General features: G+C 68.2%; 20 protein-coding genes, 1 tRNA gene and 1 pseudogene. 19 read left to right on the top strand and 3 right to left on the bottom strand.

The window, feature by feature from the left end:
- From tuf to MKK52_RS03510, 7 genes and pseudogenes are all read left to right on the top strand, one after another.
- A pseudogene (gene tuf / locus MKK52_RS03480) lies at positions 1–280 on the top strand (elongation factor Tu); the annotation flags it as partial.
- A gap of 137 nt (positions 281–417) precedes the next feature.
- Positions 418–494, top strand: a tRNA-Trp gene (locus MKK52_RS03485).
- Between the two features lie 171 nt (positions 495–665).
- Positions 666–962: a preprotein translocase subunit SecE gene (secE, locus tag MKK52_RS03490; protein WP_243952353.1), complete on the top strand. Its 297-nt coding sequence runs from the start codon at positions 666–668 to the stop codon at positions 960–962.
- A 44-nt stretch (positions 963–1,006) separates the two neighbouring features.
- The gene (gene nusG, locus MKK52_RS03495) at positions 1,007–1,540 is read left to right on the top strand and encodes a transcription termination/antitermination protein NusG (RefSeq protein ID WP_238248993.1); all 534 of its coding nucleotides are present in this window, start codon (positions 1,007–1,009) and stop codon (positions 1,538–1,540) included.
- A gap of 127 nt (positions 1,541–1,667) precedes the next feature.
- The gene (rplK, locus tag MKK52_RS03500) at positions 1,668–2,117 is read left to right on the top strand and encodes a 50S ribosomal protein L11 (RefSeq protein WP_238248985.1); all 450 of its coding nucleotides are present in this window, start codon (positions 1,668–1,670) and stop codon (positions 2,115–2,117) included.
- A 10-nt stretch (positions 2,118–2,127) separates the two neighbouring features.
- Complete coding sequence (gene rplA, locus MKK52_RS03505) at positions 2,128–2,826, top strand: 50S ribosomal protein L1 (RefSeq protein ID WP_243952354.1); 699 nt, start codon at positions 2,128–2,130, stop codon at positions 2,824–2,826.
- Positions 2,827–2,972: 146 nt separating this feature from the next.
- Positions 2,973–4,616, top strand: a complete 1,644-nt coding sequence (locus tag MKK52_RS03510) for a B12-binding domain-containing radical SAM protein (RefSeq protein ID WP_243952355.1) — start codon at positions 2,973–2,975, stop codon at positions 4,614–4,616.
- A gap of 146 nt (positions 4,617–4,762) precedes the next feature.
- Here the strand turns inward: MKK52_RS03510 and MKK52_RS03515 are convergent, their stop codons facing one another.
- Positions 4,763–4,948 carry a hypothetical protein gene (locus tag MKK52_RS03515; RefSeq protein ID WP_243952356.1) on the bottom strand — a complete coding sequence of 62 codons (186 nt, stop codon included), beginning with the start codon at positions 4,946–4,948 and terminating at the stop codon, positions 4,763–4,765.
- Positions 4,949–5,597: 649 nt separating this feature from the next.
- On the opposite strand from MKK52_RS03515, the gene rplJ reads away from it, so the two are divergent.
- The 8 genes from rplJ (at position 5,598) to greA (ending at position 19,039) form a co-directional block, all read left to right on the top strand.
- Entirely contained in the window at positions 5,598–6,116 is a 519-nt protein-coding gene (gene rplJ, locus MKK52_RS03520) for a 50S ribosomal protein L10 (RefSeq protein ID WP_243952357.1), read from the top strand.
- Between the two features lie 51 nt (positions 6,117–6,167).
- The gene (rplL, locus tag MKK52_RS03525) at positions 6,168–6,548 is read left to right on the top strand and encodes a 50S ribosomal protein L7/L12 (RefSeq protein ID WP_243952358.1); all 381 of its coding nucleotides are present in this window, start codon (positions 6,168–6,170) and stop codon (positions 6,546–6,548) included.
- Between the two features lie 243 nt (positions 6,549–6,791).
- Positions 6,792–10,916: a DNA-directed RNA polymerase subunit beta gene (gene rpoB, locus MKK52_RS03530; RefSeq protein ID WP_243952359.1), complete on the top strand. Its 4,125-nt coding sequence runs from the start codon at positions 6,792–6,794 to the stop codon at positions 10,914–10,916.
- A gap of 171 nt (positions 10,917–11,087) precedes the next feature.
- A complete protein-coding gene (gene rpoC, locus MKK52_RS03535) occupies positions 11,088–15,296 on the top strand; it encodes a DNA-directed RNA polymerase subunit beta' (protein WP_243952360.1) in 4,209 nt (1,402 codons plus the stop codon).
- Between the two features lie 187 nt (positions 15,297–15,483).
- A complete protein-coding gene (locus tag MKK52_RS03540) occupies positions 15,484–16,560 on the top strand; it encodes a cell wall hydrolase (RefSeq protein ID WP_409564614.1) in 1,077 nt (358 codons plus the stop codon).
- Between the two features lie 276 nt (positions 16,561–16,836).
- On the top strand, positions 16,837–17,430 hold the full coding sequence (locus MKK52_RS03545; RefSeq protein WP_243952361.1) for a hypothetical protein: 594 nt from the start codon (positions 16,837–16,839) through the stop codon (positions 17,428–17,430).
- Between the two features lie 89 nt (positions 17,431–17,519).
- The gene (locus MKK52_RS03550; RefSeq protein ID WP_243952362.1) at positions 17,520–18,506 is read left to right on the top strand and encodes an MDR family oxidoreductase; all 987 of its coding nucleotides are present in this window, start codon (positions 17,520–17,522) and stop codon (positions 18,504–18,506) included.
- A gap of 56 nt (positions 18,507–18,562) precedes the next feature.
- A complete protein-coding gene (gene greA, locus MKK52_RS03555) occupies positions 18,563–19,039 on the top strand; it encodes a transcription elongation factor GreA (protein WP_243952363.1) in 477 nt (158 codons plus the stop codon).
- On the opposite strand, the gene MKK52_RS03560 is transcribed toward greA, so the two are convergent.
- The gene (locus tag MKK52_RS03560; protein ID WP_243952364.1) at positions 19,029–19,913 is read right to left on the bottom strand and encodes a LysR family transcriptional regulator; all 885 of its coding nucleotides are present in this window, start codon (positions 19,911–19,913) and stop codon (positions 19,029–19,031) included. The two genes, greA and MKK52_RS03560, sit on opposite strands and share 11 nt — an antisense overlap.
- 119 nt (positions 19,914–20,032) lie before the next feature.
- Here MKK52_RS03560 and wrbA point away from each other — a divergent pair, with 119 nt between their 5' ends.
- Positions 20,033–20,629, top strand: a complete 597-nt coding sequence (gene wrbA, locus MKK52_RS03565; RefSeq protein WP_243952365.1) for an NAD(P)H:quinone oxidoreductase — start codon at positions 20,033–20,035, stop codon at positions 20,627–20,629.
- A gap of 116 nt (positions 20,630–20,745) precedes the next feature.
- Here the strand turns inward: wrbA and MKK52_RS03570 are convergent, their stop codons facing one another.
- Positions 20,746–21,744, bottom strand: a complete 999-nt coding sequence (locus tag MKK52_RS03570) for an L-threonylcarbamoyladenylate synthase (RefSeq protein WP_243952366.1) — start codon at positions 21,742–21,744, stop codon at positions 20,746–20,748.
- A gap of 120 nt (positions 21,745–21,864) precedes the next feature.
- Here MKK52_RS03570 and MKK52_RS03575 point away from each other — a divergent pair, with 120 nt between their 5' ends.
- From MKK52_RS03575 to MKK52_RS03585, 3 genes are read left to right on the top strand one after another with little or no spacing between them, the layout of a single operon-like run.
- Positions 21,865–23,604, top strand: coding sequence for an acyl-CoA dehydrogenase (locus MKK52_RS03575; RefSeq protein WP_243952367.1), 1,740 nt, complete (start codon positions 21,865–21,867; stop codon positions 23,602–23,604).
- Positions 23,605–23,614: 10 nt separating this feature from the next.
- The gene (locus MKK52_RS03580) at positions 23,615–24,373 is read left to right on the top strand and encodes an enoyl-CoA hydratase-related protein (protein WP_243952368.1); all 759 of its coding nucleotides are present in this window, start codon (positions 23,615–23,617) and stop codon (positions 24,371–24,373) included.
- 39 nt (positions 24,374–24,412) lie between these two features.
- Positions 24,413–25,222, top strand: a complete 810-nt coding sequence (locus MKK52_RS03585) for an SDR family NAD(P)-dependent oxidoreductase (RefSeq protein ID WP_243952437.1) — start codon at positions 24,413–24,415, stop codon at positions 25,220–25,222.
- Positions 25,223–25,268 lie beyond the last annotated feature (46 nt).

A 25,268-nucleotide genomic window follows, 5' to 3' on the forward strand; every position in this document is an offset into this window, starting at 1 on the left:
CTCGAAGTTCAAGGCCGAGGCGTACATCCTGACGAAGGAGGAGGGCGGCCGCCACACGCCGTTCTTCACGAACTACCGGCCGCAGTTCTACTTCCGCACGACGGACGTGACCGGCGTGTGCACGCTGCCCGAGGGCACCGGGATGGTGATGCCGGGCGACAACGTGACCATGGACGTGGTGCTGATCGTGCCGGTGGCGATGGAAGAGAAGCTGCGCTTCGCCATCCGCGAGGGCGGCCGCACCGTCGGCGCCGGCGTCGTCGCCGCCATCAACGACTGATCGCCTCCGCAGCGATGACGGGAAAGGCCGGCCCCGCGCCGGCCTTTTCCTTTTTCGGCCTCTGGGAGGCGCGGCGGCCCTTGCATCCGCGATGCGGTTGCGGCATGGAGCCTTCGCGCCGCGCGAGCGGGGCACACAGGAGTGTAGCTCAACTGGTCAGAGCGCCGGTCTCCAAAACCGGAGGTTGCGGGTTCGAGTCCCTCCACTCCTGCCAGTCCGGTCCGCCCGCCGCTCCTCGGTCGACAAGTCACCCGACTTGCGCTAGAGCGGCTCCGATCCGAGATCTGAAACGACCGTCGGTGCGGGCCGGAAAGGCTCTCGGCGCCGGGCGTTCGCGTTTCTGAACGCGGCCGTAAGGCACGAATCCGTCAACGAATCTGGCGCCATGGCATCGAACGAAGCGACGAAGAAGGTGGACCTCGCCCGCGGCACGAACCGTGGTCGCGACGTTGCGCCGCCGGCCCGTCAGACTCCGCCTGCCAAGGTGCCCCAGAAGCGCGTCGGCCCCGGCGAGTTCTTCTCGCAGGTGCGCGACGAGGGCCGCAAGGTCACGTGGCCGTCCCGCCGCGAGACCACGATCACCACGATGATGGTCTTCATCATGGTGGTGGTGACGAGCCTCTTCTTCACCGTGGTCGATCAGGCCATGCGCTTCATCGTCGGCCTGATCCTCGGGCTCTGAGGGATCCTTCCGGTCCCGGACTTCATCGGAGTTGAGCGAACGCCGTGTCCAAGCGCTGGTACATCGTCCACGCCTATTCGAATTTCGAGAACAAGGTCGCCCAGTCCATCAAGGACCAGGCCGCGCAGCGCGGCCTGACGGACCTGTTCGACGAGGTGATGGTTCCGACCGAGAAGGTCGTCGAGGTTCGTCGCGGCCGTAAGGTCGATGCCGAGCGCAAGTTCTTCCCCGGCTACGTGCTGGTGAAGTGCGACCTGACCGACGAGGTCTACCACCTCATCAAGAACACCCCGAAGGTCACGGGCTTCCTCGGCGCCGACAAGTCCAAGCCGGTGCCGATCCCGGACGCCGAGGCCGAGCGCATCAAGGGTCAGGTCGCCGAAGGTGTCGACCGTCCCAAGCCCTCGATCTCCTTCGAGATCGGCGAGACCGTCCGCGTGGCGGACGGGCCGTTCGCGAGCTTCAACGGCACCGTCGAGGAAATCGACGATGCCCGTTCCCGCCTGAAGGTGGCCGTGTCGATCTTCGGCCGCGCCACCCCGGTGGAACTGGAATACGCCCAGGTCGAGAAGGCCTGAGCGTAACACCCGCGGGAGATCCGCCCGGCTTCGCCTCCGGGAGCTTCGGATCGCACCGCGACCTGCAACCGTCCGACCCGCCGCGCCTCGGCAGCGCGGGGGTGGATGAACATTGGGAGCAGTCCCTATGGCGAAGAAGATCACGGGCTACGTGAAGCTTCAGGTCCCGGCCGGCGCCGCCAACCCGTCGCCGCCGATCGGCCCCGCGCTCGGTCAGCGCGGCCTCAACATCATGGAATTCTGCAAGGCCTTCAACGCGAAGACCGCGCAGATGGAGAAGGGCACCCCGATCCCGGTGATCATCACCGCGTATCAGGACCGCTCCTTCACCTTCGAGATGAAGCAGCCCCCGGTCACCTTCTTCCTGAAGAAGGCGGTCGGCCTGAAGATCGGCAAGAAGCCGGCCTCCGGCTCCAAGACCCCGGGCAAGGGCCCGACGGTCGGCAAGATCACCGAGGCCCAGCTTCGCGAGATCGCCGAGAAGAAGATGCCCGACCTCAACTGTGATTCCGTCGAGGCGGCCGTTGCCATGATCCGGGGTTCCGCCCGGGCCATGGGCCTCGAAGTCACGGCCTGAGGAGGGACACATGGCACGCGAAGGAAAGCGCATCCGCGCCGCCCGCGAGGGCCTGGAGCCGACCAAGCTCTATTCGATCGCCGATGCGGTCAAACTCGTGAAGGAGCGGGCGACCGCGAAGTTCGACGAGACCGTCGAGGTCTCCATGAACCTCGGCGTCGATCCGCGCCACGCCGACCAGATGGTCCGCGGCGTCTGCAACCTGCCGAACGGTTCCGGCCGGACGGTGCGCGTGGCGGTGTTCGCCCGTGGCGCCAAGGCGGATGACGCCAAGGCGGCGGGTGCCGACATCGTCGGCGCCGAGGATCTCCTCGAGATCGTCCAGGGCGGCAAGATCGACTTCGACCGCTGCATCGCGACCCCGGACATGATGCCGCTCGTCGGCCGTCTCGGTAAGGTGCTGGGCCCGCGCGGCCTGATGCCGAACCCGAAGGTCGGCACCGTCACCATGGACGTGAAGGGCGCCGTGGCTGCTGCCAAGGGCGGCGCCGTGGAGTTCCGCGTCGAGAAGGCCGGCATCATCCATGCCGGCGTCGGCAAGGCCTCGTTCGACGCCGAAAAGCTTGTCGAGAACATCAAGGCGTTCGCCGATGCGGTCGCCAAGGCCAAGCCGGCGGGCGCTAAGGGCACCTACGTCCAGCGCATCGCCGTCACCTCGACGATGGGCCCGGGCGTGAAGGTCGAGCCGAACACGGTTCTGACCGCCTGATCGGTCCCAGACCTGCGACCTAGCGAAGCGCCCGGCCGGCAACGGCCGGGCGTTTCGTGTTTCCAGCCCAGGTCGGCGTTCGCAATCGCACCATTCCTGGTCGTAGAGGGGGCGCCGGCGCGATTAGCTGTGCTAGATAGGCGCCCATGCGTAGCACCGTCTCCGTCACCTCCCGTCGACGCATCCTCTGCGTCTTCCCCGCCTACACGCCGTCCTTCGGCACATTCTCCCACGCCTACCCATTGATGGGCGGCGTGAAGGCGTTCATGCCGCCCCAAGGGCTCCTCGTCATCGCGGCCTACATGCCCGAGACCTGGGAGTGCCGCTTCATTGATGAGAACATCAAGCGCGCCACCGCGGCGGATTTCGCCTGGGCGGACGCGGTGTTCGTGTCGGGCATGCACATCCAGGAAGGGCAGATCCACGACATCTGCGAGCGGGCCCACGCGGCCGGCAAGCTCGCGGCGCTCGGCGGACCCTCCGTCTCCGGCGCGCCGGAGAAGTACCCGGATTTCGACTGCCTCCATATCGGCGAGATCGGCGACGCCACCGACCGGCTGATCGTCCGCCTCGACGAGAGCGTCGCCCGTCCGGCCGCGCAGGAGTCCTACGAGACCGCCGACCGTCTGGCGCTCGCCGACTTCCCGACCCCGGCCTACGAGGCCGTGCCACTGAAGCGCTACCTGATCGGTTCGCTGCAATTCTCCTCGGGCTGCCCCTACCGCTGCGAGTTCTGCGACATCCCGCAGCTCTACGGCCGCCAGCCTCGGCTGAAGGGCCCCGAGCAGCTCTGTTCCGAGCTCGACGCCATCATCAGCCAGCCCGGCCACCCGGCGGTGGTCTACTTCGTGGACGACAACTTCATCGGCAACCGTAAGGCGACGCGCGAGATGTTGCCGGTGCTGGTGGAGTGGCAGAAGCGGAACAACTACCCGCTGCAGTTCGCCTGCGAGGCGACCCTCAACATGGCCAAGCAGCCCGAGATCCTCGAGCTGATGCGGCAGGCGAACTTCATGACCGTCTTCGTCGGCATCGAGACGCCGGAGGCGGAGGCGCTGAAGGGGATCGACAAGACCCACAACGCCGCCGTGCCGATGTACGAGGCCATCGAGACGCTCAACTCCTACGGGCTGGAGGTGACGTCGGGCATCATCCTCGGACTCGACTCGGATAGCGACAAGTCCGAGCAGAACCTGATCGACTTCATCGACCGCTCCGCGATCCCGGTGCTGACGATCAATCTGCTCCAGGCCCTGCCGAAGACCCCCCTCTGGGACCGTTTGGAGAGGGAAGGGCGCCTCATCCACGATGCGGCGCTCGAGTCGAACGTGCTGTTCAAGCGCCCGCACGACACGGTGGTGGCGAGCTGGCGCCGGGCCATCGCCCACGCCTACGAGCCCGAGAAGATCTTCGAGCGGTTCAAACACCAGTGCGAGACGACGTACCCGCACCGGATCACCACGCCAACGGCGGGCAAGCTGACCTTCACGAATCTGCGGCGCGGGCTGATCCTCGGCTTCAACATCATCACGCGGGTCGGCCTGTTCTCCGATTATCGCGGGCCGTTCTGGCGAGCGGCGGCCTTCGCCCTGAAGCGCGGGCAGATCGAGGCGGTGTTCAACATGGGCTTCGTGGCCCACCACCTGATCCGCTTCACCCGCGAGGCCCTGCGCGGCGAGCACAACGCCTCGTTCTACGCGGCCAAGGCCGCCGAGGCGAAAGAAGCGCAGGAGCGGACATGGTGGGAGAACGCCCGGCGGCGATTCGTGCCGGAGCGCGAGGCGGCCTAGGTCGCAACCACCGCGCGTTTTATCCGGCCGCTGAAAGACCAGCGTAAGTCGTGTGGATAAGCCATCGGGGCAAAGGACGCTTTGCCTCGGTGCGAAAAAACGGCCCACAAAACGGGGCGAAGACGTGACGGCCTGAGATTCCGGTCCTAAGCTTGGCCGGTCAGTCGATCATCCTCCGATGCGACGGCTTCGGGCATAGCGAAGCTTGCGGCGGAGCTTGCCGGCCGCTGCCAGAGAGCAGGCTCGTCGGAGGAGGTGAGGACGTTGATCGTGTTTCCGCTGATGGTGAGCATCACCATCGCGAAAACGCGAGATGGGTGGCGGTTCGCCATCCATCTCGCTTTGATGATCTAGTCGGATCGTCTGATAAGAGGGCTCGCGGGCTTGCCCCCGCGGGCCCTCGCCAAGGAAGATATCCCCGACAGGCGAAAAAGCAAAGCCGCCGGGATTCTTCCCACCGGCCGCAACGGGCGATGCATGGCAGCCATTCCGGGCTTTGGTCCTTGCCTGCGGCGGAAAAGTCGCGTTGCGGGCCTTGGCAGGCGGCTTGCTAGGTTCTATACACCGCGCCTCACGCTATTCACGTCATTGAGGGAGACGGCCGGTAGGCCGGCTTCCGTTTGAAATGTCGTCCGGGCAACCGGACGTCACTGGCCGGCGGGATCCAAAGGGCGACGAGCCCGGTGGAGCTCAGTCCGGCCGTGTCCTGTCCGAGACTGCAGGCGCCGGTTCGCCGGCTTAATCCCCCAGCCTGCACAGACGGGGATGACCGACGTTTTACGACAGCCGCGCCAGGGCTTCGGCACTGGCAGGCAATCGGTTTGAACCAACTCACCCGCAGGGTCCCGTTCAGGGGTTCGTCGGGGACAGGGCCGCGAAGCGTCGTTCGGACGTTCACGGTCTTTCGCGAGGCCGAGCACGTCCGGGCGGCATGTGCAACCGGCGGAGCCAATCCAGGTTCCGCCAACCGGAGAGAGCCCAGTGGACAGGACAGCAAAGGCTGATCTCGTCTCGACGCTCAACGGCGTGTTCAATCACAGCGCCGTCGTCGTCGTGGCCCACTACAAGGGCCTCACGGTCGCCGACATGCAGAAGCTGCGTTCGCAGATGAAGCAGGCCGGCGCCACCGTGAAGGTCGCCAAGAACAGCCTCGCCGGCATCGCTCTGGAAGGCACGGACGTCGCCTCCATCAAGCCGCTCCTGAAGGGCCCGACCCTGCTCGCCTATTCGGGCGATCCGGTCGCCGCCGCGAAGGTCGCGGTCGACTTCGCCAAGACCAACGACAAGCTCGTGATCCTTGGCGGGGCGATGGGCACGACCTCCCTGAACCCCGATGGTGTGAAGGCGCTCGCCTCGCTCCCGTCGCTCGACGAACTGCGCGCCAAGCTCGTGGGCCTGATCCAGGCTCCCGCGACCAAGATCGCTCAGCTCAGCACCGCGCCGGCGGCCAAGCTCGCCCGCGTGTTCGGGGCTTATGCCAAGAAGGACGAGGCCGCCTGAGGCCCCTTCAAAATCAACCCGTTCGAACCGATATCCTGAAAGGAATACGACATGGCTGATCTCGCCAAGATCGTCGACGACCTGTCCGCCCTGACCGTGCTCGAGGCCGCCGAGCTCGCCAAGATGCTCGAAGAGAAGTGGGGCGTCTCCGCCGCCGCCGCCGTCGCCGTGGCCGCCGGCCCGGCCGCCGGTGGTGGCGCCGCTGCCGCCGCCGAGGAGCAGACCGAGTTCACGGTCGTCCTCGCCGCCGCCGGCGACAAGAAGATCGAGGTCATCAAGGAGGTCCGTGCGATCACCGGTCTCGGCCTCAAGGAAGCCAAGGACCTGGTCGAGGGCGCCCCGAAGCCGGTCAAGGAAGGCGTGTCCAAGGACGACGCCGCCAAGCTCAAGGCCCAGCTCGAGAAGGCTGGCGCCAAGGTCGAGCTCAAGTAAGACGGCGATGGGCCGGCCACGGCCCATCACTCCCCGGCGGTCCGCACAGGGCTGACCGGGACCGGAGCCCGCGGGTGCGAACGCCCGCGGGCTTAAGGTCGCTTCGGGCGACCGGTGGCCCCTGAAACGGGACCGGCGGAATTCGGGACGGGTGGCGTGGTCCGGCGGGGCGCGCGTCACAGCCACGGTGCGGGAGCCCTGAGCTTCCCCGGGCAACGGGCACGCGGAATGGAGCGAGGTCACATGGCCAACACGCTGGTCGGTCGCAAGCGCATTCGGAAGTTCTTCGGCAAGATCAAGGAAGTGGCGCAGATGCCGAACCTCATTGAGGTTCAGAAGGCGTCCTACGACCAGTTCCTGATGGTCGACGAGCCGGAGGGCGGCCGTGCCGACGAGGGCCTGCAGAGCGTGTTCAAGTCGGTTTTCCCGATTTCGGACTTCGCCTCGACGGCCCTCCTCGAGTTCGTGCGCTACACGTTCGAGCCCCCGAAGTACGACGTGGACGAGTGCCGCCAGCGCGGCATCACCTTCGCGGCCCCGCTGAAGGTGACGCTCCGCCTCATCGTGTTCGATGTCGATCCGGACACGCAGGCCAAGTCCGTCAAGGACATCAAGGAGCAGGACGTCTACATGGGCGACATGCCCCTGATGACGGAGAACGGCACCTTCATCGTCAACGGCACCGAGCGCGTCATCGTCTCCCAGATGCACCGTTCGCCGGGCGTGTTCTTCGATCACGACAAGGGCAAGACCCACTCCTCGGGCAAGCTCCTGTTCGCCGCGCGCATCATCCCCTACCGGGGCTCGTGGCTCGACGTGGAGTTCGACGCCAAGGACATTGTGCATGTCCGCATCGACCGGAAGCGCAAGCTGCCGGTGACGTCGCTGCTCTATGCGCTGGGCCTCGACGGCGAAGAGATCCTATCGACCTTCTACAACCGCGTGGTCTACGACCGCGACGGCGCCGACTGGCGCGTGCCGTTCGATGCCGAGCGCATGAAGGGCATCAAGACCACCTCCGACCTGATCGACGCCGAGTCCGGCGAGGTCGTGCTGGAGGCGGGCAAGAAGCTCAACGCGCGCAACGCCCGCCAGATCACCGAGAAGGGCGTGAAGTTCCTCAAGGCGACGGACGAGGATCTCGTCAGCCAGTACATCGCCGAGGACCTCGTCAACATGCAGACGGGTGAGATCTGGGCCGAAGCCGGCGAGGAGATCACCGAGAAGCTGCTGAAGTCCCTGGACGATGTCGGCGTCACCGAGCTGCCGGTGCTCGACATCGACCACGTCAACATCGGCCCGTACATCCGCAACACCCTCGCGGTGGACAAGAACTCGGCCCGCGAGGGCGCCCTGTTCGACATCTACCGGGTGATGCGCCCGGGCGAGCCGCCGACGCTCGACACCGCCGAGGCGATGTTCCACTCGCTGTTCTTCGATTCCGAGCGCTACGACCTATCGGCGGTCGGCCGCGTGAAGATGAACATGCGCCTCGACCTCGACGCTGCCGACACCGTGCGCACCCTGCGCAAGGAGGACATGCTCGCGGTCGTCAAGGCGCTCGTCGAGCTGCGCGACGGCAAGGGCGAGATCGACGACATCGACCACCTCGGCAACCGCCGGGTGCGCTCGGTCGGCGAGCTCATGGAGAACCAGTACCGGCTGGGCCTGCTCCGCATGGAGCGCGCCATCCGCGAGCGCATGAGCCAGGTCGATATCGACACGGTCATGCCGCAGGACCTCATCAACGCGAAGCCGGCTGCGGCGGCGGTGCGTGAGTTCTTCGGCTCGTCGCAGCTGTCGCAGTTCATGGACCAGACCAACCCGCTCTCCGAGGTGACGCACAAGCGGCGTCTCTCGGCCCTCGGCCCGGGCGGTCTGACCCGTGAGCGCGCCGGCTTCGAGGTGCGCGACGTGCACCCGACGCATTACGGCCGCATCTGCCCGATCGAGACGCCGGAAGGCCCGAACATCGGCCTGATCAACTCGCTGGCGACCTTCGCCCGCGTGAACAAGTACGGCTTCATCGAGACCCCGTTCCGCCGGGTCCGCGATGGTGTGGTGACGGACGAGGTCGCCTACCTCTCGGCCATGGAGGAGGCGAAGTACTACGTCGCCCAGGCGAACGCGCAGATGGACGAGGGCCGCAAGCTCACGGAAGACCTCGTGGTCTGCCGCCGGGCGGGTGAAGTCATCGTCGTCGGTCCCGAGCGCGTCGACCTCATGGACGTGTCGCCGAAGCAGCTCGTGTCGGTCGCCGCGGCGCTCATCCCGTTCCTTGAGAACGACGACGCCAACCGCGCCCTCATGGGCTCGAACATGCAGCGCCAGGCGGTGCCGCTCGTCCGCGCCGACGCCCCGTTCGTGGGCACCGGCATGGAAGCGGTCGTCGCCCGCGATTCCGGTGCGGCCATCGCCGCCCGGCGCACGGGCATCGTCGATCAGGTGGACGCCACCCGTATCGTCATCCGCGCCACGGAAGAGGCCGACGCCAACAAGCCGGGCGTCGACATCTACCGGCTGCAGAAGTTCCAGCGCTCCAACCAGTCGACCTGCATCACGCAGAAGCCGCTGGTCCGCGTCGGCGAGGCTGTGAAGAAGGGCGAGATCATCGCCGACGGTCCCTCGACCGAGTTCGGTGAGCTGGCGCTCGGCCGGAACGTGCTCGTCGCGTTCATGCCGTGGAACGGCTACAACTTCGAGGACTCGATCCTGCTCTCCGAGCGGATCGTGAAGGATGACGTGTTCACCTCGATCCACATCGAGGAGTTCGAGGTGATGGCCCGCGACACCAAGCTGGGTCCGGAGGAAATCACCCGCGACATCCCGAACGTCTCGGAAGAGGCGCTCAAGAACCTGGACGAGGCCGGCATCGTCTATATCGGTGCCGAGGTCCATGCCGGCGACATCCTCGTCGGCAAGATCACGCCGAAGGGCGAGAGCCCGATGACGCCGGAGGAGAAGCTCCTCCGCGCCATCTTCGGCGAGAAGGCCTCGGACGTGCGCGACACGTCGCTCCGGGTGCCCCCGGGCGTCACCGGCACCATCGTCGAGGTGCGGGTGTTCAACCGGCACGGCGTCGACAAGGACGAGCGCGCCCAGGCGATCGAGCGCGAGGAGATCGAGCGGCTCGCCAAGGACCGCGACGACGAGCAGGCGATCCTCGACCGCAACACCTACGCCCGTCTGGCGGATGTGCTGATCGGTCAGGCGCCGGTGGCCGGGCCGAAGGGCTTCAAGAAGGACACCACGCTCTCCCGTGAGCTGATCAACGACTACCCCCGCTCCCAGTGGTGGCAGTTCGCCGTCATCGACGACCGTCTCATGACCGAGATGGAAGCGATGCAGAAGCAGTACGACGAGTCGAAGAAGCGCCTCGAGCAGCGCTTCCTCGACAAGGTCGAGAAGCTGCAGCGCGGCGACGAGCTTCCGCCCGGCGTCATGAAGATGGTCAAGGTCTTCGTGGCGGTGAAGCGCAAGATCCAGCCGGGCGACAAGATGGCCGGCCGTCACGGCAACAAGGGTGTCGTGTCGCGGATCGTGCCGATCGAGGACATGCCGTTCCTTGAGGACGGGACGCACGCCGACATCGTGCTCAACCCGCTCGGCGTGCCGAGCCGGATGAACGTCGGTCAGATCCTCGAGACGCACCTGGGCTGGGCCGCTGCGGGCTTGGGTCGCAAGGTGGCGAAGGCGGTCGATGCCTATCTGAAGAACCAGGACATCGCCCCCCTGAAGGAGGAGATGCAGTCCATCTACTCGCCTTCGGAGCTCGAAGGCCTGTCCGACGAGGATCTGCTGGAGGCGGGCAACAACGTCCGTCGCGGCGTGCCGATGGCCACTCCGGTGTTCAACGGCGCCAAGGAGGCGGATATCGAGCAGATGCTGGAGATGGCCGGGCTGGACCGCTCGGCGCAGTCGACGCTCTACGACGGGCGGACCGGCGAGCCCTTCGACCGCAAGGTCACGATGGGCTACATCTACATGCTGAAGCTCCACCACCTCGTGGACGACAAGATCCACGCCCGGTCGATCGGCCCGTACTCGCTCGTCACCCAGCAGCCGCTGGGCGGTAAGGCGCAGTTCGGCGGTCAGCGCTTCGGCGAGATGGAGGTCTGGGCGCTGGAGGCTTACGGCGCCGCCTACACCCTGCAGGAGATGCTCACCGTGAAGTCGGACGACGTGGCCGGCCGCACCAAGGTCTACGAGGCCATCGTGCGCGGCGACGACACGTTCGAGGCGGGTATCCCCGAGTCGTTCAACGTGCTCGTCAAGGAGATGCGCTCGCTCGGCCTCAACGTCGAGCTGACGTCCTCCAAGAAGGCGGCGAACGACCAGCTGGAGCCGCCCGCCGACGCGGCGGAGTAAGGTCCGAAAAAACCTCCCGTGGCGGCGTCCGCGCCGCCACGGTCGAGCGGGGAGGGGAAGAGCCTCCGGCACGACGGCGAGCCGAATCCTACGGGGTCACGGCGCCGGCCCTTTTTTTGAAGACGCTGCGGCCCGGCGCGGGGCTGGCGGCGTCGAGCCGAGGAGCGGATCATGAACCAAGAGGTCATGAACCTTTTCAACCAGCAGCCGCAGCCGGTGAACTTCGACCAGATCAAGATCTCGATCTCGTCGCCGGAGAAGATCCTCTCCTGGTCCTACGGAGAGATCAAGAAGCCCGAAACCATCAACTACCGGACCTTCAAGCCCGAGCGCGACGGCCTGTTCTGCGCGCGCATCTTCGGACCGATCAAGGACTACGAGTGCTTGTGCGGCAAGTACAAGCGCATGAAGTACAAGGGCGTCATCTGTGAGAAGTGCGGCGTCGAGGTGACGCTGGCGCGCGTCCGGCGCGACCGCATGGGCCACATCGAGCTGGCCGCCCCCGTCGCGCACATCTGGTTCCTGAAGTCGCTGCCCTCGCGCATCGGCCTCCTGCTTGACATGGCCCTCAAGGACCTCGAGCGGATCCTGTACTTCGAGTCGTACTGCGTCATCGAGCCGGGCCTCACCCCCCTGAAGGAGCGTCAGCTCCTGACGGAGGAGGAGTACCTGCGCGCCCAGGAGGAGTACGGCGAGGACAGCTTCACCGCCATGATCGGCGCCGAGGCTATCCGCCGGATCCTGCAGGAACTCGACCTCGACAAGATCGCCAACGACCTCCGCGAGGAGATCGCGGTCACGACCTCCGAGCTGAAGCCGAAGAAGCTCCTGAAGCGCCTCAAGATCATCGAGGCGTTCCAGATGTCCGGCAACAAGCCGGAGTGGATGATCCTGACGGTGATCCCCGTGATCCCGCCGGACCTGCGCCCGCTGGTCCCGCTGGATGGCGGGCGCTTCGCCACGTCCGACCTGAACGACCTGTACCGCCGCGTTATCAACCGGAACAACCGCCTGAAGCGGCTGATCGAGCTGCGCGCGCCGGACATCATCATCCGCAACGAGAAGCGGATGCTGCAGGAGGCCGTGGACGCGCTGTTCGACAATGGCCGTCGCGGCCGCGTCATCACGGGCGCCAACAAGCGTCCGCTGAAGTCGCTCGCCGACATGCTGAAGGGCAAGCAGGGCCGCTTCCGCCAGAACCTCCTCGGCAAGCGCGTCGACTACTCGGGCCGTTCGGTCATCGTGGTCGGGCCGGAGCTGAAGCTGCACCAGTGCGGCCTGCCGAAGAAGATGGCTCTGGAGCTGTTCAAGCCGTTCATCTACGCGCGCCTCGACGCCAAGGGTTTCTCGGCCACCGTCAAGCAGGCCAAGAAGCTCGTGGAGAAGGAGAAGCCGGAGGTTTGGGACATCCTCGATGAGGTGATCCGCGAGCACCCGGTGATGCTGAACCGCGCGCCGACGCTGCACCGCCTCGGCATCCAGGCGTTCGAGCCGAAGCTGATCGAGGGCAAGGCGATCCAGCTGCACCCGCTGGTCTGCGCCGCGTTCAACGCCGACTTCGACGGCGACCAGATGGCCGTGCACGTCCCGCTGTCGCTCGAGGCGCAGCTGGAAGCGCGCGTCCTCATGATGTCGACCAACAACATCCTGCATCCGGCCAACGGCCAGCCGATCATCGTGCCCTCGCAGGACATCGTGCTCGGCCTCTACTACCTGTCGATCGTGGGCGAGGGCCTTCCGGGCGCCTTCGACGGCACCAACAAGCTGAACCCGATGCAGGGCGTTTACGGCAACCTCGGCGAGCTGGAGCACGCCCTGGCCGCCGGCGTCGTGAAGCTGCACTCGAAGATCAAGTGGCGCTGGAAGGGCATCGGCCCCGATGGCGAGCCGCTGACCAAGACCTACGAGACCACCCCCGGCCGCGTGATCCTGTCGGGCGCGCTGCCCCTGCACCGGAAGGTGCCCTTCGACGTCGTCAACAAGCTGATGACCAAGAAGGAGATCTCGGCGATGATCGACACCGTCTACCGCCACTGCGGTCAGAAGGAGTCGGTGATCTTCTGTGACCGCATCATGGGCCTGGGCTTCACCCACGCCTTCAAGGCGGGCATCTCCTTCGGCAAGGACGACATGGTCGTGCCGGAGAACAAGTGGGAGATCGTCGAGGGCACCCGCACGCTCGTGAAGGATTACGAGCAGCAGTACAACGACGGCCTCATCACCCAGGGTGAGAAGTACAACAAGGTCGTCGATGCCTGGGCGAAGTGCTCGGACAAGCTGGCCCAGGAGATGATGGGCCGGATCTCGTCCGTCCAGAAGGACGACACGGGCGCCGACAAGCAGGTCAACTCGATCTACATGATGTCCCACTCGGGCGCCCGTGGGTCGCCCGCGCAGATGAAGCAGCTCGCGGCGATGCGCGGCCTCATGGCCAAGCCGTCGGGCGAGATCATCGAGACGCCGATCATCTCGAACTTCAAGGAAGGTCTGGACGTGCTGGAGTACTTCAACTCCACGCACGGTGCCCGTAAGGGCCTCGCCGACACCGCCCTGAAGACCGCCAACTCCGGCTACCTGACCCGCCGCCTCGTCGACGTGGCGCAGGACGCGGTGATCCGCGAGGTGGATTGCGGCACGACCAACGGCATCAAGATGCGCGCCATCGTCGATGCCGGCCAAGTGGTCGCGACGCTGGCCACCCGCATCCTCGGCCGTGCGACCGCGGAGGATCTGGTCGCGCAGGATGGCACGGTCATCGTGAAGACCGGCGAGACCATCGAGGAGCGGCACCTGCCGGCGATCAACGCCGCCGGCATCCAGGAGGTGAAGATCCGCTCCGTGCTGGTCTGCGCCACCCGCAGCGGCGTCTGCGCCACCTGCTACGGGCGCGACCTCGCCCGCGGCACGCCCGTCAACATGGGCGAGGCGGTCGGCGTCATCGCGGCGCAGTCCATCGGCGAGCCGGGCACCCAGCTCACGATGCGCACCTTCCACATCGGTGGCGCCGCCCAGATTGCCGACTCGTCCTTCATCGAGTCGAGCTTCGAGGGCACGATCAAGATCCGCAACAGGGCTCTCGCGAAGAACTCGGACGGCGACCTGGTCGCGACCGGCCGCAACGTGGCGGTGGTCATCGTCGGCGCGGACGGGGTCGAGCGGGCGGTCCACCGCCTGCAATACGGTGCCCGTGTCCGCGTGGACGAGGGCGACAAGATCAAGCGCGGCCAGCGCATCGCCGAGTGGGACCCCTACACCCGTCCGATCCTCACCGAGGTGGACGGCATCGTGGCCTACGAGGACCTCTACGACGGCCAGTCGATGACCGAGACGACCGACGAGTCGACGGGTATCGCCAAGCGCGTCGTGGTGGATTGGCGCGGGTCCGCCCGGACCTCCGACCTGAAGCCGTCGATGGTCGTGGTCGACAAGGACGGGAAGGCCGTGAAGCTGCCACGCGGCGCGGATGCCCGCTACGCGCTGCCGGTCGATGCCATCATCGGCTACGATCCGGGAGCCAAGGTGAAGGCCGGCGACATCCTCGCCCGCGTCTCCACCGACTCGGCCAAGACCCGCGACATCACCGGCGGTCTGCCGCGGGTGGCGGAGCTGTTCGAGGCCCGGCGCCCGAAGGATGCGGCGATCATCGCCGAGAAGTCGGGCACCATCGCGTTCGGCCGCGACTACAAGAACAAGCGTCGGCTCACGCTGACGCCGCATGACGGCTCGGAGGCGGTCGAGTACCTGATCCCGAAGGGCAAGCACATCCACCTGCAGGACGGGGACGTGGTCGAGCTCGGCGATTACATCGTCGACGGAAACCCGGCGCCGCACGACATCCTGGCGATCAAGGGCGTGGAGGAGCTTGCCGCTTACCTCGTCAACGAGATTCAGGAGGTCTACCGGCTGCAGGGCGTGTCGATCAACGACAAGCACATCGAGGTGATCGTCCGTCAGATGCTGCAGAAGGTCGAAGTGACCGATGGCGGCGACTCGGACATCCTCTCGGGTGACCAGATCGACCGGACCGAACTGGCCGAGTTCAACGAGAAGCTGATTGCCGAGGGCAAGAAGCCGATCCAGGGCGTGCCGGTTCTGCTCGGCATCACCAAGGCGTCGCTGCAGACGAAGTCGTTCATCTCGGCGGCCTCGTTCCAGGAGACCACCCGGGTGCTCACCGAAGCCGCCGTCAACGGCAAGGTCGACACCCTGGAGGGTCTGAAGGAAAACGTCATCGTCGGCTCGCTCATCCCGGCCGGCACCGGTTCGCTCGTCGCCGACATCCGTTCGGTGGCCCGCCGCCGGGACAACCTCATCCTGCAGCAGCGCCAGACGGAGAGCGGCATCGATCCGGTCGAGGGCCTTCCGCCCGCCGCCGAGTGATCGATCCATCCTTGCGAGACTCGAAGGGGGCGGCCGAAAGGCCGCCCCTTTTTCGTATCCGCGCCGGGCATCCGCCCCATTAACCACCGGTCAACCATCCCGCCCGATAAATTTCGTGAGGGCCACTTGCCGCCGCCATCGGTGGGCAGCGTGGCGAGCGCGGCACATCGGAACGGGTCGGCAAGGCGTGGCGACGAGACGAGTGCAACAGGAGACCCACCTTCGCTGGCTGTCGGCGGTGTTCACGCCGTGGATGGCCGGGCTCGGGCTGCTCGTCTCCTTCACCGCCAGTGCGGGCACCGAGAGCACCGTGGGCTCGGGCGTGCTCGGCGCCGCCGATATCCGCCGGGCGGTGCCCGCCATGCCGGCCGGAACCGCGCTGATCGGCGCGGCCATCCGCCGGATCGGCGAGGATCCCCAGCGGCCCGACCCTATCGCCTTCACCCGCGAATCAGGCCTCGCCATGCTGTTCGGCGACGTGACCGGCGGCGTCAGCGGCATGATCACCACCGGCTCGGCCGTGTGGGATTCGGAAGCCGAGCCGACCTCCGGCTTCGTGCCCGTCGCCGATCTTGGCCTGACGACGGGTGCCGGCACCGCCGAATCGACGGGCGCGGCCACCGCCGACCGGACCGACGACGAGGACGGCAACCGCTTCGACGGCTCGACCCCAGCGGTGCCGAAGGCGGTCGCCCTATCGTCCACCACCCCGGCCCCGGCGGACGCAATACCCGTGGAGATCACCGCCGCCAGCCTCGTGATGCCCGAGTATCCCCTGCGCAGCGGCGCGGAGATCGAGGCTGCGCCGACGGACGAGGCGCGCAGCCGCTACGCCGACCTGATCGACCCGGAGGCCCAGGACAAGGAGCAGCGCTGCCTGTCCGAGGCCGTGTATTTCGAGGCCCGCAGCGAGTCCGAGACCGGGCAGGCTGCCGTCGCCCAGGTGGTGCTCAACCGGGTGAAGAGCGGTCTCTATCCGCAGAGCATATGCGGTGTCGTCTACCAGAACCGGCACCATTACATGGGCTGCCAGTTCTCCTTCGCCTGCGAGGGTAAGTCGCTGCGCATCAGCGATGCCTCGGCCTGGTCGAACGCCACCCGCGTCGCCCGCTCCGTCCTCGAAGGGCGGACCTACGTCGCGGAGGTCGGTGGGGCGACCCATTATCACGCCGATTACGTGAGGCCCGGCTGGTCGCGCCGGATGCGCAAGCTCGACGTGATCGGCCGGCACATCTTCTACGGCCTGAAGCCCGGCCAGACCTGAGTCGCCGACCCCGCGACGATCCACGACCCCCGCCGGTGCGAGCCGGCGGGGGTTTTTGTTTGCCGGCGGGGCGCAAGCTCAGTTGGTTCCCCGAAAGCGCGAACAACAGTTAACGAACGAAACAGACGCTTCTACGCAGTTCGGACCATAGATTAATTTTACTGTGATTGAGGATCTCGGTTGCTGCGAAGCTCGGGATACTGCTTTCCTCGTTGAGCGTAGGGCGCGGAAATCTCCGCGACCCGGATTGTCCCACGCTTCAAGAGGTTCGCAGCGATGACCGCGCCGGTCGCCAAGACTGTCCTGATGGCCGCCGCCCTGGGCGGCCTGTTCTTCGCCGCCCCGGCCATGGCCGGCGGCTGCTACGGTGGCGGCTGCTACCGCTACGCCACGACCCCGCCGGTCTTCGATACGGTGCAGCAGAACGTGCTGGTGCGTCCGCCGCGCACCGTCTACCGCACCATCCCGCCGGTCTACGACACGGTGCAGGAGCAGGTGATGGTCGCCCCCGGCGGCCGCGTCTGGCAGACGAGCCGTGGCCCCGGCGGTGAGCTGATCGGCTGCTGGGTCGTGACCCCGCCGCGCTTCGCCCTCCGCCAGCGCACCGTGCTGGTTCGCCCGGCCGAGACGGTGCCGGAGACCTATCCGCCGGAATACGCCACCGTCAGCCGCCGGGTGCAGGTTGCCCCGGCGCGGGCGGGCTGGGTGCCGGTCGGCGGCGGCTATGGCGGCTATGGGGGCTACGGCCCGGGCTATGGCGGCCCGCTCGTCGGCTCGATCCCGGACGCCTTCGGCATCACCGGGGCCAGCTCGGCGGATATCGGCGTCGGCCTCGGCTTCTCGCGCGGCAGCATCTACGACGGTTACTGAGTGACGGACGGCCCGGATCGACCAACCGGGCCGTCTTGATTCCCACGAGCTGCGGCGTACCTCCCCGTCATCGACGGGAGGAGCAGGCGATGGGCACGTTCAAGGCGTGGGTGGTCGACAAGACCGAGGGTGGGCAGAACCTCGCCTTCCGCGACTTCGACGAGGCCGACCTGATGGACGGCGACGTCACCGTCCGCGTCGGCCACTCGACGCTGAACTACAAGGACGGCCTCGCGCTGACCGGCCGCTCGCCCGTGGTGCGCCGTTTCCCGATGATCCCCGGCATCGATTTCGCCGGCACGGTCGAGACCTCGGACCATCCCGATTACAAGCCCGGCGATCAGGTGGTGCTCACCGGCTGGGGCGTCGGCGAGACGCATCTCGGCGCCTATGCCAAGAAGGCGCGGGTGAAGGGCGATTGGCTGGTGCCCCTGCCGGAGGGCCTGACGCCGGAGCAGGCCATGGCGGTCGGCACGGCGGGCTACACGGCGATGCTCTCCCTGATGGCCCTGGATGCCCATGGCGTCACCCCCGCCGACGGGCCGGCTCTGGTGACGGGTGCCTCGGGCGGCGTCGGCTCGGTGGCGGTCGCGCTCCTGGCGCGGGCCGGCTGGCACGTCATCGCCTCCACGGGCCGGGCGAGCGAAGCGGATTACCTCAAGGGCCTCGGCGCCGCCGAAATCCTCGACCGGGCCGAGTTGGAGAAGCCCGGCCGCCCGCTCGGCAAGGAGCGCTGGGCGGCGGCCATCGATGCGGTGGGCTCTGCGACGCTGGCCAACGTGCTGGCTATGACGAAGGCGGATGGCGCCGTGGCGGCTTGCGGCCTCGCGCAGGGGATGGACCTGCCGACATCGGTCGCGCCCTTCATCCTGCGCGGTGTCTCGCTCCTCGGCATCAACAGCGTGACGACGCCGCAGAAGAAGCGCCGCGAGGCCTGGGCACGGATCGCCCGCGACCTCGATCTCGACAAGCTCGCCTCCATGACCCGCACCGTCGGCTTCGAGGAGGTCGGCCGGCTGGGCGAGGCGATCCTCGCCGGGCAGGTGCGGGGTCGCACGGTCGTGAAGGTTGCCTGAGGGGGGATTCGCGTACCCGTTGGAACGGTCACCGTGGCGAATCGGTTGATGGTTTTATGAGCGTCGCATTCGTCAAAGAGCCCGAGGGCGGGGAAGCGTTCGAGAACCTTCCCGACCGTCCCATCTCGCCCCACACCAACTTCGTCACGCCCGAAGGCCTCGCGCAGATCGAGGCCGAGGTCGCGCGGCTGGAGAAGGAGGTCGCGTCGCTGGATCCGACCGACAAGGCCGAGGATTCCCGCATCGGGCGTGACCTGCGCTACTGGGCGTCGCGCAAGAACACGGCGCAGCTCGTGGAGCCGAAGTCCGGCGACACGGTGCATTTCGGCGCGACCGTGACGATCCTGCGCGAGGACGATTCCGGCAAGGAAACCAAGCAGACCTTCCGCATCGTCGGCGAGGACGAGGCCGACCCGCACAAGGGCTCGATCTCCTACGTCGCGCCCCTGGCCCGCGCCCTCACCGGCAAGGGCGTCGGCGACGTGGTCGAGGTGAACGGCAACGACGTCGAGATCCTCGCTATCAAGAACTGATCGCCCTTCCCTCGAACAGGGGCCGCAGGGGCTGCATCGCCGCCGCGATGTGATCCATGAGGGCGCGGACCCGCGCCGAGCGGCGCAGGTCCTGATGGGTCAGCAGCCACAGGTCTGTGTGCAGTTCGGGCTCCAGACCGCCAAGACGCTGGAGACGAACATCGGCGTCACCCTCCACGCAGGGGAGGGGCCCGATGCCGATGCCGGCGGCGATGGCCTCCCGTAGCCCAGCTACCCCGTTGAGGGACAGGACGATCCGCTCCGGCGCCGTCCGCCGCTGCACGAAGCCGGCGAACAGCCCTCCGGCCACGCTCTCGCTGAGCCCGACCCATCTCTCATCCGCGAGCGGTCCATAGGCCCGGTCGGCAGCGCCGTAGAGCGCCCAGCCCACTCCGGTCAGGCGGCGGCCTACGAGGGTTTCGTCGGGCCCCCGGCTGGCGCGCAGGGCCACGTCGGCGTCCCGGCGGGACAGGTTGAGGGTTTCCTCGGCAAGGATCAGGTGGAGCCGCACGGCCGGGTGTCGGCGGGAGAACTCGGCCAGGATCGGCATGAGGAACATGCCCGCGAAGCTCGTCGGGGCGGTGATCCGCAACTCCCCCACCATCGCGTCCGACTGCCCGACGACCTCTCGGGAGAAGCTGTCGATGTCGGCCTCCATCCGCGTCGCGACGTCGAGCATCGCTTGGCCGGCGGCGGTCGCGGTGTAGCCGCTCCGGTGCCGCTCGAAGAGGCGGGCCCCGAGGGATTTCTCGATGGCGCCGAGCCGCCGGAACGCGGTGGAATGGTCGATGCCCAGGGCCTCGGCGGCGCCGGTCAGGCCGTGTCCATCGGCCACCGCCTTCACGAAGCGGAAATCGTCCCAACCGGCCTGCATCGCGGCTCCTTGCAATCCTGCAAGGTCATTCTTGCACGCGATGGGCTTCCTGCAAGCGGCGGGACGGGCGATGTGAGCGGCATCGCGCCGCCCTGGCGCTCACCAGAGGAGTCAACGCCTTGGCCAAGATCCTTGTGCTCTACTACTCGACCTACGGCCACGTGGAGCAGATGGCCTATGCCGTCGCCGAGGGCGCCCGCGAGACCGGCGCCGAGGTCGTGGTGAAGCGTGTGCCGGAACTGGTGCCGGAAGAGGTCGCCCGGCAGAACCACTTCAAGCTCGACCAGCAGGCGCCCGTCGCCACGGTGGAGGAGCTTCCGGAATACGACGCGATCATCTTCGGCACGCCGACCCGCTACGGCAACATGGCGTCGCAGATGAAGCAGTTCATCGACCAGACCGGCGGTCTGTGGATGAAGGGCGCTCTGGTCGGCAAGGTCGGCTCGGTGTTCACCTCCACCGCCTCGCAGCATGGCGGGCAGGAGACGACCCTCACCAGCTTCCACACGGTGCTGTTCCACCACGGCATGGTGGTGGTGGGTCTGCCCTACGCCTTCCAGGGACAGGGCGGTCTGGAGCAGGTGAAGGGCGGCACGCCCTATGGCGCCAGCACGCTCGCCGATAGCGACGGTTCGCGCCAGCCGAGCCCGATCGAACTGGACGGCGCCCGGTTCCAGGGCCGCCATGTCGCCGGCATCGCGGCGAAGCTGGCCTGAGGGCAAAAGAAAAGGCTCGGATTTCTCCGAGCCTCGAAAGGTTGAAGGCCGTATGGGGGCTGAGTGGCCTTCCTGTCATATGAACGGGCCGGCGGCCTTTCTGTTCCACACAAACTTCAGCGGGGCGCCGCGGCCCTTCCCAACCGGTCGCGAATCGCCTCGCCGAGGCCCTCGAGCGGGATCGGTGCCACCGCGATGGTCGCCGCGCCCGAGGCGTCGAGATCGCGCAGGGCTCCGAACAGGCGGGCCGCCGCCTCGGTGGCATCGCCGGCTTCGCTGAGGTTCACCACTGCGCGGGCGGCGTCATGGCCCTCCGGCCGGAAGGCGCCGAACAGAATCAGCGCCTCGCCGGGGGCGATCCGCGTGGCGTCCAGGCGCACCGCCGCGTTCGGCGCGTAATGCGAGGCCAGCAGCCCCGGCCCCACCGGAGTGTGGGCATCGGCGGCCTCCGGCCCTTCGGGGTCGTAGCCGAGGACGTCGAGCAGGCGCTCGCGGGTGATCCCGCCCGGCCGCAGCAGGCGCGCCCGCCCGCCGAGGCAGGCGACCACCGTCGATTCCAGCCCGACCCGCGTGTCGCCGCCGTCGAGCACCGCTGCGATGCGCCCGTTCAGGTCTTCGAGGACGTGGGCGGCGCGCGTCGGGCTCACCCGGCCGGAGCGGTTGGCCGAAGGCCCGGCGACCGGGCGGCCGAACGCCGCGAGGAGGGCGCGGGCCGGCTCGCTGCCCGGCACGCGCAGGGCGACGCTCGGCAGCCCGGCGCGGGCGAGTTCGCAGACCCGCGTCCCGGCCGAGGCCGGCACGACGAGGGTGAGGGGGCCGGGCCAGAAGGCCTCCGCGAGGCGGTTCGCTTCCTCTCCGAACACACCCTGCGCACGGGCGGCCCCGGCATCCGGGACATGGGAGATCAGCGGATTGAAGCTCGGGCGGACCTTGGCGGCGTAGATGGCGGCGACCGCGTTCGGATCGGTGGCGTCGCCGCCGAGCCCGTAGACCGTCTCCGTCGGGAAGGCGACGAGGCGCCCCGCGCGGAGCAGCGCCGCCGCCTCCGCGATGCCCGCCGCGTCGGCGGTCAGCAGCCGGGTTTCGGCCGGGACCGTTGACCCCGGATTGCTCATGCGGGATGCCATCTCCGGCGGCATCGCGCCGCCCCGTGGGTTGAGACCGTACCCGCCCTAGCGCCGGCAGCGTGGCGGGGTCAAACCAGGGAAGGCCGGAGGCAAGGTAAGGACACGTCCATGAGCTACCGCGCGCCCGTCTCCGACATGCTCTTCGCCCTGCGGCACGTCTCGGGGCTCGAAGGGGTCGATCCGGACGATGCGCAGGCGATCCTCACTGAGGCCGGGCGCATCGCCGCCGACGTGCTGGCGCCACTGAACCGCGTCGGCGACCAGCACGGGACACGCTTCGAAGACGGCCGCGTGACCACGCCGCCGGGCTGGCGCGAGGCCTACACCACCTTCACCGCAGGCGGCTGGAACGGCCTCTCGGCCGACGCGGACCATGGCGGCCAGGGCCTGCCCAAGGCCATCGAGGCGGCCTGCACCGAGATGTGGAGCGCGGCGAACCTCTCCTTCGGCCTCTGCCCGCTGCTGACGCAGGGCGGGATCGAGGCCGTGGCGGCGCACGGCTCGGACGAGTTGAAGGCGCGCTACTTCGAAAAGCTCGTGACGGGCGAATGGCCTGCCACGATGAACCTCACCGAGCCGCAGGCGGGCTCGGACCTCGCCCTGCTTCGCACCCGCGCCGAACCGGCCGGCGACGGCAGCTATCGGATCACCGGCTCGAAGATCTACATCACCTACGGCGAGCACGACCTTGCGGAGAACATCGTCCACCTCGTTCTCGCCCGGCTGAAGGACGCGCCGGCGGGCACGCGGGGCATCTCCCTGTTCCTCGTGCCGAAGGTGCTGCCGGACGGGTCACTTAACGATCTCCGCTGCTCCGGCATCGAGCACAAGCTCGGCATCCATGCCTCGCCCACCTGCTCCATGGCCTTCGGCGACAATGGCGGAGCCACGGGCTGGCTGATCGGCGAGGCTAACAAGGGGCTCGCCTGCATGTTCACGATGATGAACGCGGCCCGCCTCGGCGTCGGGGTGCAGGGTGTCGGCGTGGCCGAGGCCGCGACGCAGAAGGCGCTCGCCTATGCCGCCGAGCGCCGCCAGGGGAAGGCCATCGGCGCCGCCGAAGCCACGAGCCCGATCATCGCCCACCCGGACGTGCAGCGGATGCTGCTCACCATGAAGGCCTACACGGCGGTGTCGCGGGGCATCTGCCTCCTCACCGCCGCCGCCCTCGATGCCGCCCACGGGCCGGAGGGGCGGGCGGCCCATGACAGGGCCTCGCTCCTCACTCCCATCGCGAAGGCCTTCTCCACCGACATCGCCAACGAGGTCGCCTCACTCGGCGTGCAGGTCCATGGCGGCATGGGCTTCGTGGAGGAGACCGGCGCGGCGCAGTTCATGCGCGACGCCCGTATCCTCGGCATCTACGAGGGCACCAACGGCATCCAGGCCATCGACCTCACCGCCCGCAAGCTGCCCCTGAACGGTGGGGCGACGGCGCGGTCGCAGATCGCGTGGATGCGTCGGGCCGCCGAGGGCCTGCTCAAGAACGCGGACCCGGCCTTCGGCCAGATGGCGCCCCGCCTGCGCGCCGCCATCGAATCCCTCGACCGGGCGACGAGCCACCAACTCGCGGCGCTGGGCTCCAACCGGCCGGAGGCGGCGCTTGCGGGGGCGGCGCCGTATCTGCGCCTGTTCGGGCTGGCGCTCGGCGGCGCCTGCCATGCCCGTGCCGCCCTCGCCTCGGCGGCGGCGCTGAAGGGCGGCGAGACCGATCCGGCCCACCGCGCCCGCATCGCCCTCGCCCGCTTCTACGCGGAGAACCTGCTGCCGGCCGTGTCCGGCCTGGAGGAGGCGGTGCTGGCCGGGGGCGCCTTCACCGAAGATGCCGCCCTGGCGCTTGCCGTTTGAGGACCCGGCCATGACCGACCACATCACGATCAGCGACGGCGAGAACGGCGTCCGCCTTATCGTCATCGACCGGCCGCAGAAGAAGAACGCCCTGACCGGGGCCATGTACGACGCGATGCGTGGGGCGCTCGAAGAGGCCGACGCCTCGGCGGCGATCCGCGCCGTCGTCTTCGCCGGTCAGCCGGGCGTGTTCAGCGCCGGCAACGACCTCGCAGATTTCCTGGGCCAGGCGCGGAACGGCTTCAGCGACGCGCCGGCCCTGCGCTTCATCCGCCAACTGGCCCGCACCGACACCCCGATGGTGGCCGCCGTAGACGGCATCGCCGTCGGCATCGGCGCGACGCTGACGCTCCATTGCGACCTCGTCTACGCCAGCTCGGTGGCGCGGCTGCGGATGCCGTTCGTGGAACTCGGCCTCGTGCCGGAGGCCGCATCGAGCTACCTGCTGCCCCTGCGGGTTGGGCGGTTGAAGGCCACGGAACTGCTGCTCCTCTCCGAAACCCTGGATGCCGACGCCGCCTATGCGCTCGGCCTCGTCAATGCGGTGATGCCCGCCGACATGGTGGTGGAGCACGCCCTCGCGCAGGCCGCCCGCCTCGCCGCCCTGCCGCAGGGGGCGCTGGCCGCCTCGCGCAGGCTGATCCGGGGCGACCGGGAGCGGGTCGAAGCCGCCCTGGAGGCGGAGGCCAAGGCCTTCGACGTGCAGTTGCAATCGCCGGAATCACAGCAGCGGCTGCAGGCCTTCCTGTCGCGCGCCAAGCCGGCCTGAGCCGTGGCCGCGCCCGATCTCTCCGACAAGGTCTGTCTCGTGGCCGGCGCCTCGCGGGGCGTCGGGCGAGGGCTGGCGCGCGCCCTGGGGGAGGGCGGCGCGACCGTGATCGTCACCGCCCGGTCGAGCGAGACCGGGCCCCGCACCGAGATGCGCAGCGAGGCCATCGAGGACACTGCCCGCATGGTCGACCTCGCCGGGGGGCGGGGGCACCATTACCTATGCGACCACCGCTCCGAGCGGGCGACGGACGAGATGATCCATTGGGTGCTCCGGCGCTTCGGCCGGATCGACGTCGTGGCCAGCGCCGTCTGGGGCGGGAACGAGGGCTTCGACGGCGAGCGCTACGCCGACGGCACCGCCTGGGGCACGCCGTTCTGGCGCCGCTCGGCCGAACCCTATCTCGGGCTGATGCAGGCCGGTCCCGTGCCGGCCCTGCTCCTCGCCCGCGCCGTGGCGCCGGCCATGGTCGCCGCCCGTTCGGGCCTCCTCGCCCTGGTCTCGTTCGGGACAGCGGACGCCTATCTCGGCGACGTGTTCTACGATTCCGCCAAGGCCGCCGAGAACCGGCTCGCCCTGGCCTTCGCCCGGGAACTCGCGCCCCACGGCGTGACGGCCCTCGGCCTCTCCCCCGGCGCGGTCGCGACCGAGCGCGCGCGGGAGATCGACGAACAGGATCCGCCCGGGGAGACCCCGCTCTATGCCGGCCGGGCGCTCGCGGCGCTCGCCGCCGATTCGGGTGTGTCGGCCTTTGCCGGTCAGGTGCTCCATGCCGGAGACCTCGCCCGGCGCTACGGCTTCACCGACGAGGACGGCACGCAGCCCGAGCGGCTGCGGCTTGCGGAGTAGGCCGCCCGCGCAAATCGGCCTCAATTGCAGCGCAGGTTTTCAGTAA

The sequence above is a fragment of the Methylobacterium sp. J-067 genome (assembly GCF_022829465.1).
GTDB lineage: Bacteria > Pseudomonadota > Alphaproteobacteria > Rhizobiales > Beijerinckiaceae > Methylobacterium > Methylobacterium litchii.

What these genes read in the sequence shown, in the direction of transcription:
- secE (WP_243952353.1), top strand. Translation starts at nt 666, where the DNA reads ATGGCATCGAACGAAGCGACGAAGAAGGTGGACCTCGCCCGCGGCACG.
- rplK (WP_238248985.1), top strand. Translation starts at nt 1,668, where the DNA reads ATGGCGAAGAAGATCACGGGCTACGTGAAGCTTCAGGTCCCGGCCGGC.
- rplA (WP_243952354.1), top strand. Translation starts at nt 2,128, where the DNA reads ATGGCACGCGAAGGAAAGCGCATCCGCGCCGCCCGCGAGGGCCTGGAG.
- MKK52_RS03510 (WP_243952355.1), top strand. Translation starts at nt 2,973, where the DNA reads ATGCGTAGCACCGTCTCCGTCACCTCCCGTCGACGCATCCTCTGCGTC.
- MKK52_RS03515 (WP_243952356.1), bottom strand. Translation starts at nt 4,948, where the DNA reads ATGGCGAACCGCCACCCATCTCGCGTTTTCGCGATGGTGATGCTCACC.
- rplL (WP_243952358.1), top strand. Translation starts at nt 6,168, where the DNA reads ATGGCTGATCTCGCCAAGATCGTCGACGACCTGTCCGCCCTGACCGTG.
- rpoB (WP_243952359.1), top strand. Translation starts at nt 6,792, where the DNA reads ATGGCCAACACGCTGGTCGGTCGCAAGCGCATTCGGAAGTTCTTCGGC.
- rpoC (WP_243952360.1), top strand. Translation starts at nt 11,088, where the DNA reads ATGAACCAAGAGGTCATGAACCTTTTCAACCAGCAGCCGCAGCCGGTG.
- MKK52_RS03545 (WP_243952361.1), top strand. Translation starts at nt 16,837, where the DNA reads ATGACCGCGCCGGTCGCCAAGACTGTCCTGATGGCCGCCGCCCTGGGC.
- MKK52_RS03550 (WP_243952362.1), top strand. Translation starts at nt 17,520, where the DNA reads ATGGGCACGTTCAAGGCGTGGGTGGTCGACAAGACCGAGGGTGGGCAG.
- greA (WP_243952363.1), top strand. Translation starts at nt 18,563, where the DNA reads ATGAGCGTCGCATTCGTCAAAGAGCCCGAGGGCGGGGAAGCGTTCGAG.
- MKK52_RS03560 (WP_243952364.1), bottom strand. Translation starts at nt 19,913, where the DNA reads ATGCAGGCCGGTTGGGACGATTTCCGCTTCGTGAAGGCGGTGGCCGAT.
- MKK52_RS03570 (WP_243952366.1), bottom strand. Translation starts at nt 21,744, where the DNA reads ATGAGCAATCCGGGGTCAACGGTCCCGGCCGAAACCCGGCTGCTGACC.
- MKK52_RS03575 (WP_243952367.1), top strand. Translation starts at nt 21,865, where the DNA reads ATGAGCTACCGCGCGCCCGTCTCCGACATGCTCTTCGCCCTGCGGCAC.
- MKK52_RS03580 (WP_243952368.1), top strand. Translation starts at nt 23,615, where the DNA reads ATGACCGACCACATCACGATCAGCGACGGCGAGAACGGCGTCCGCCTT.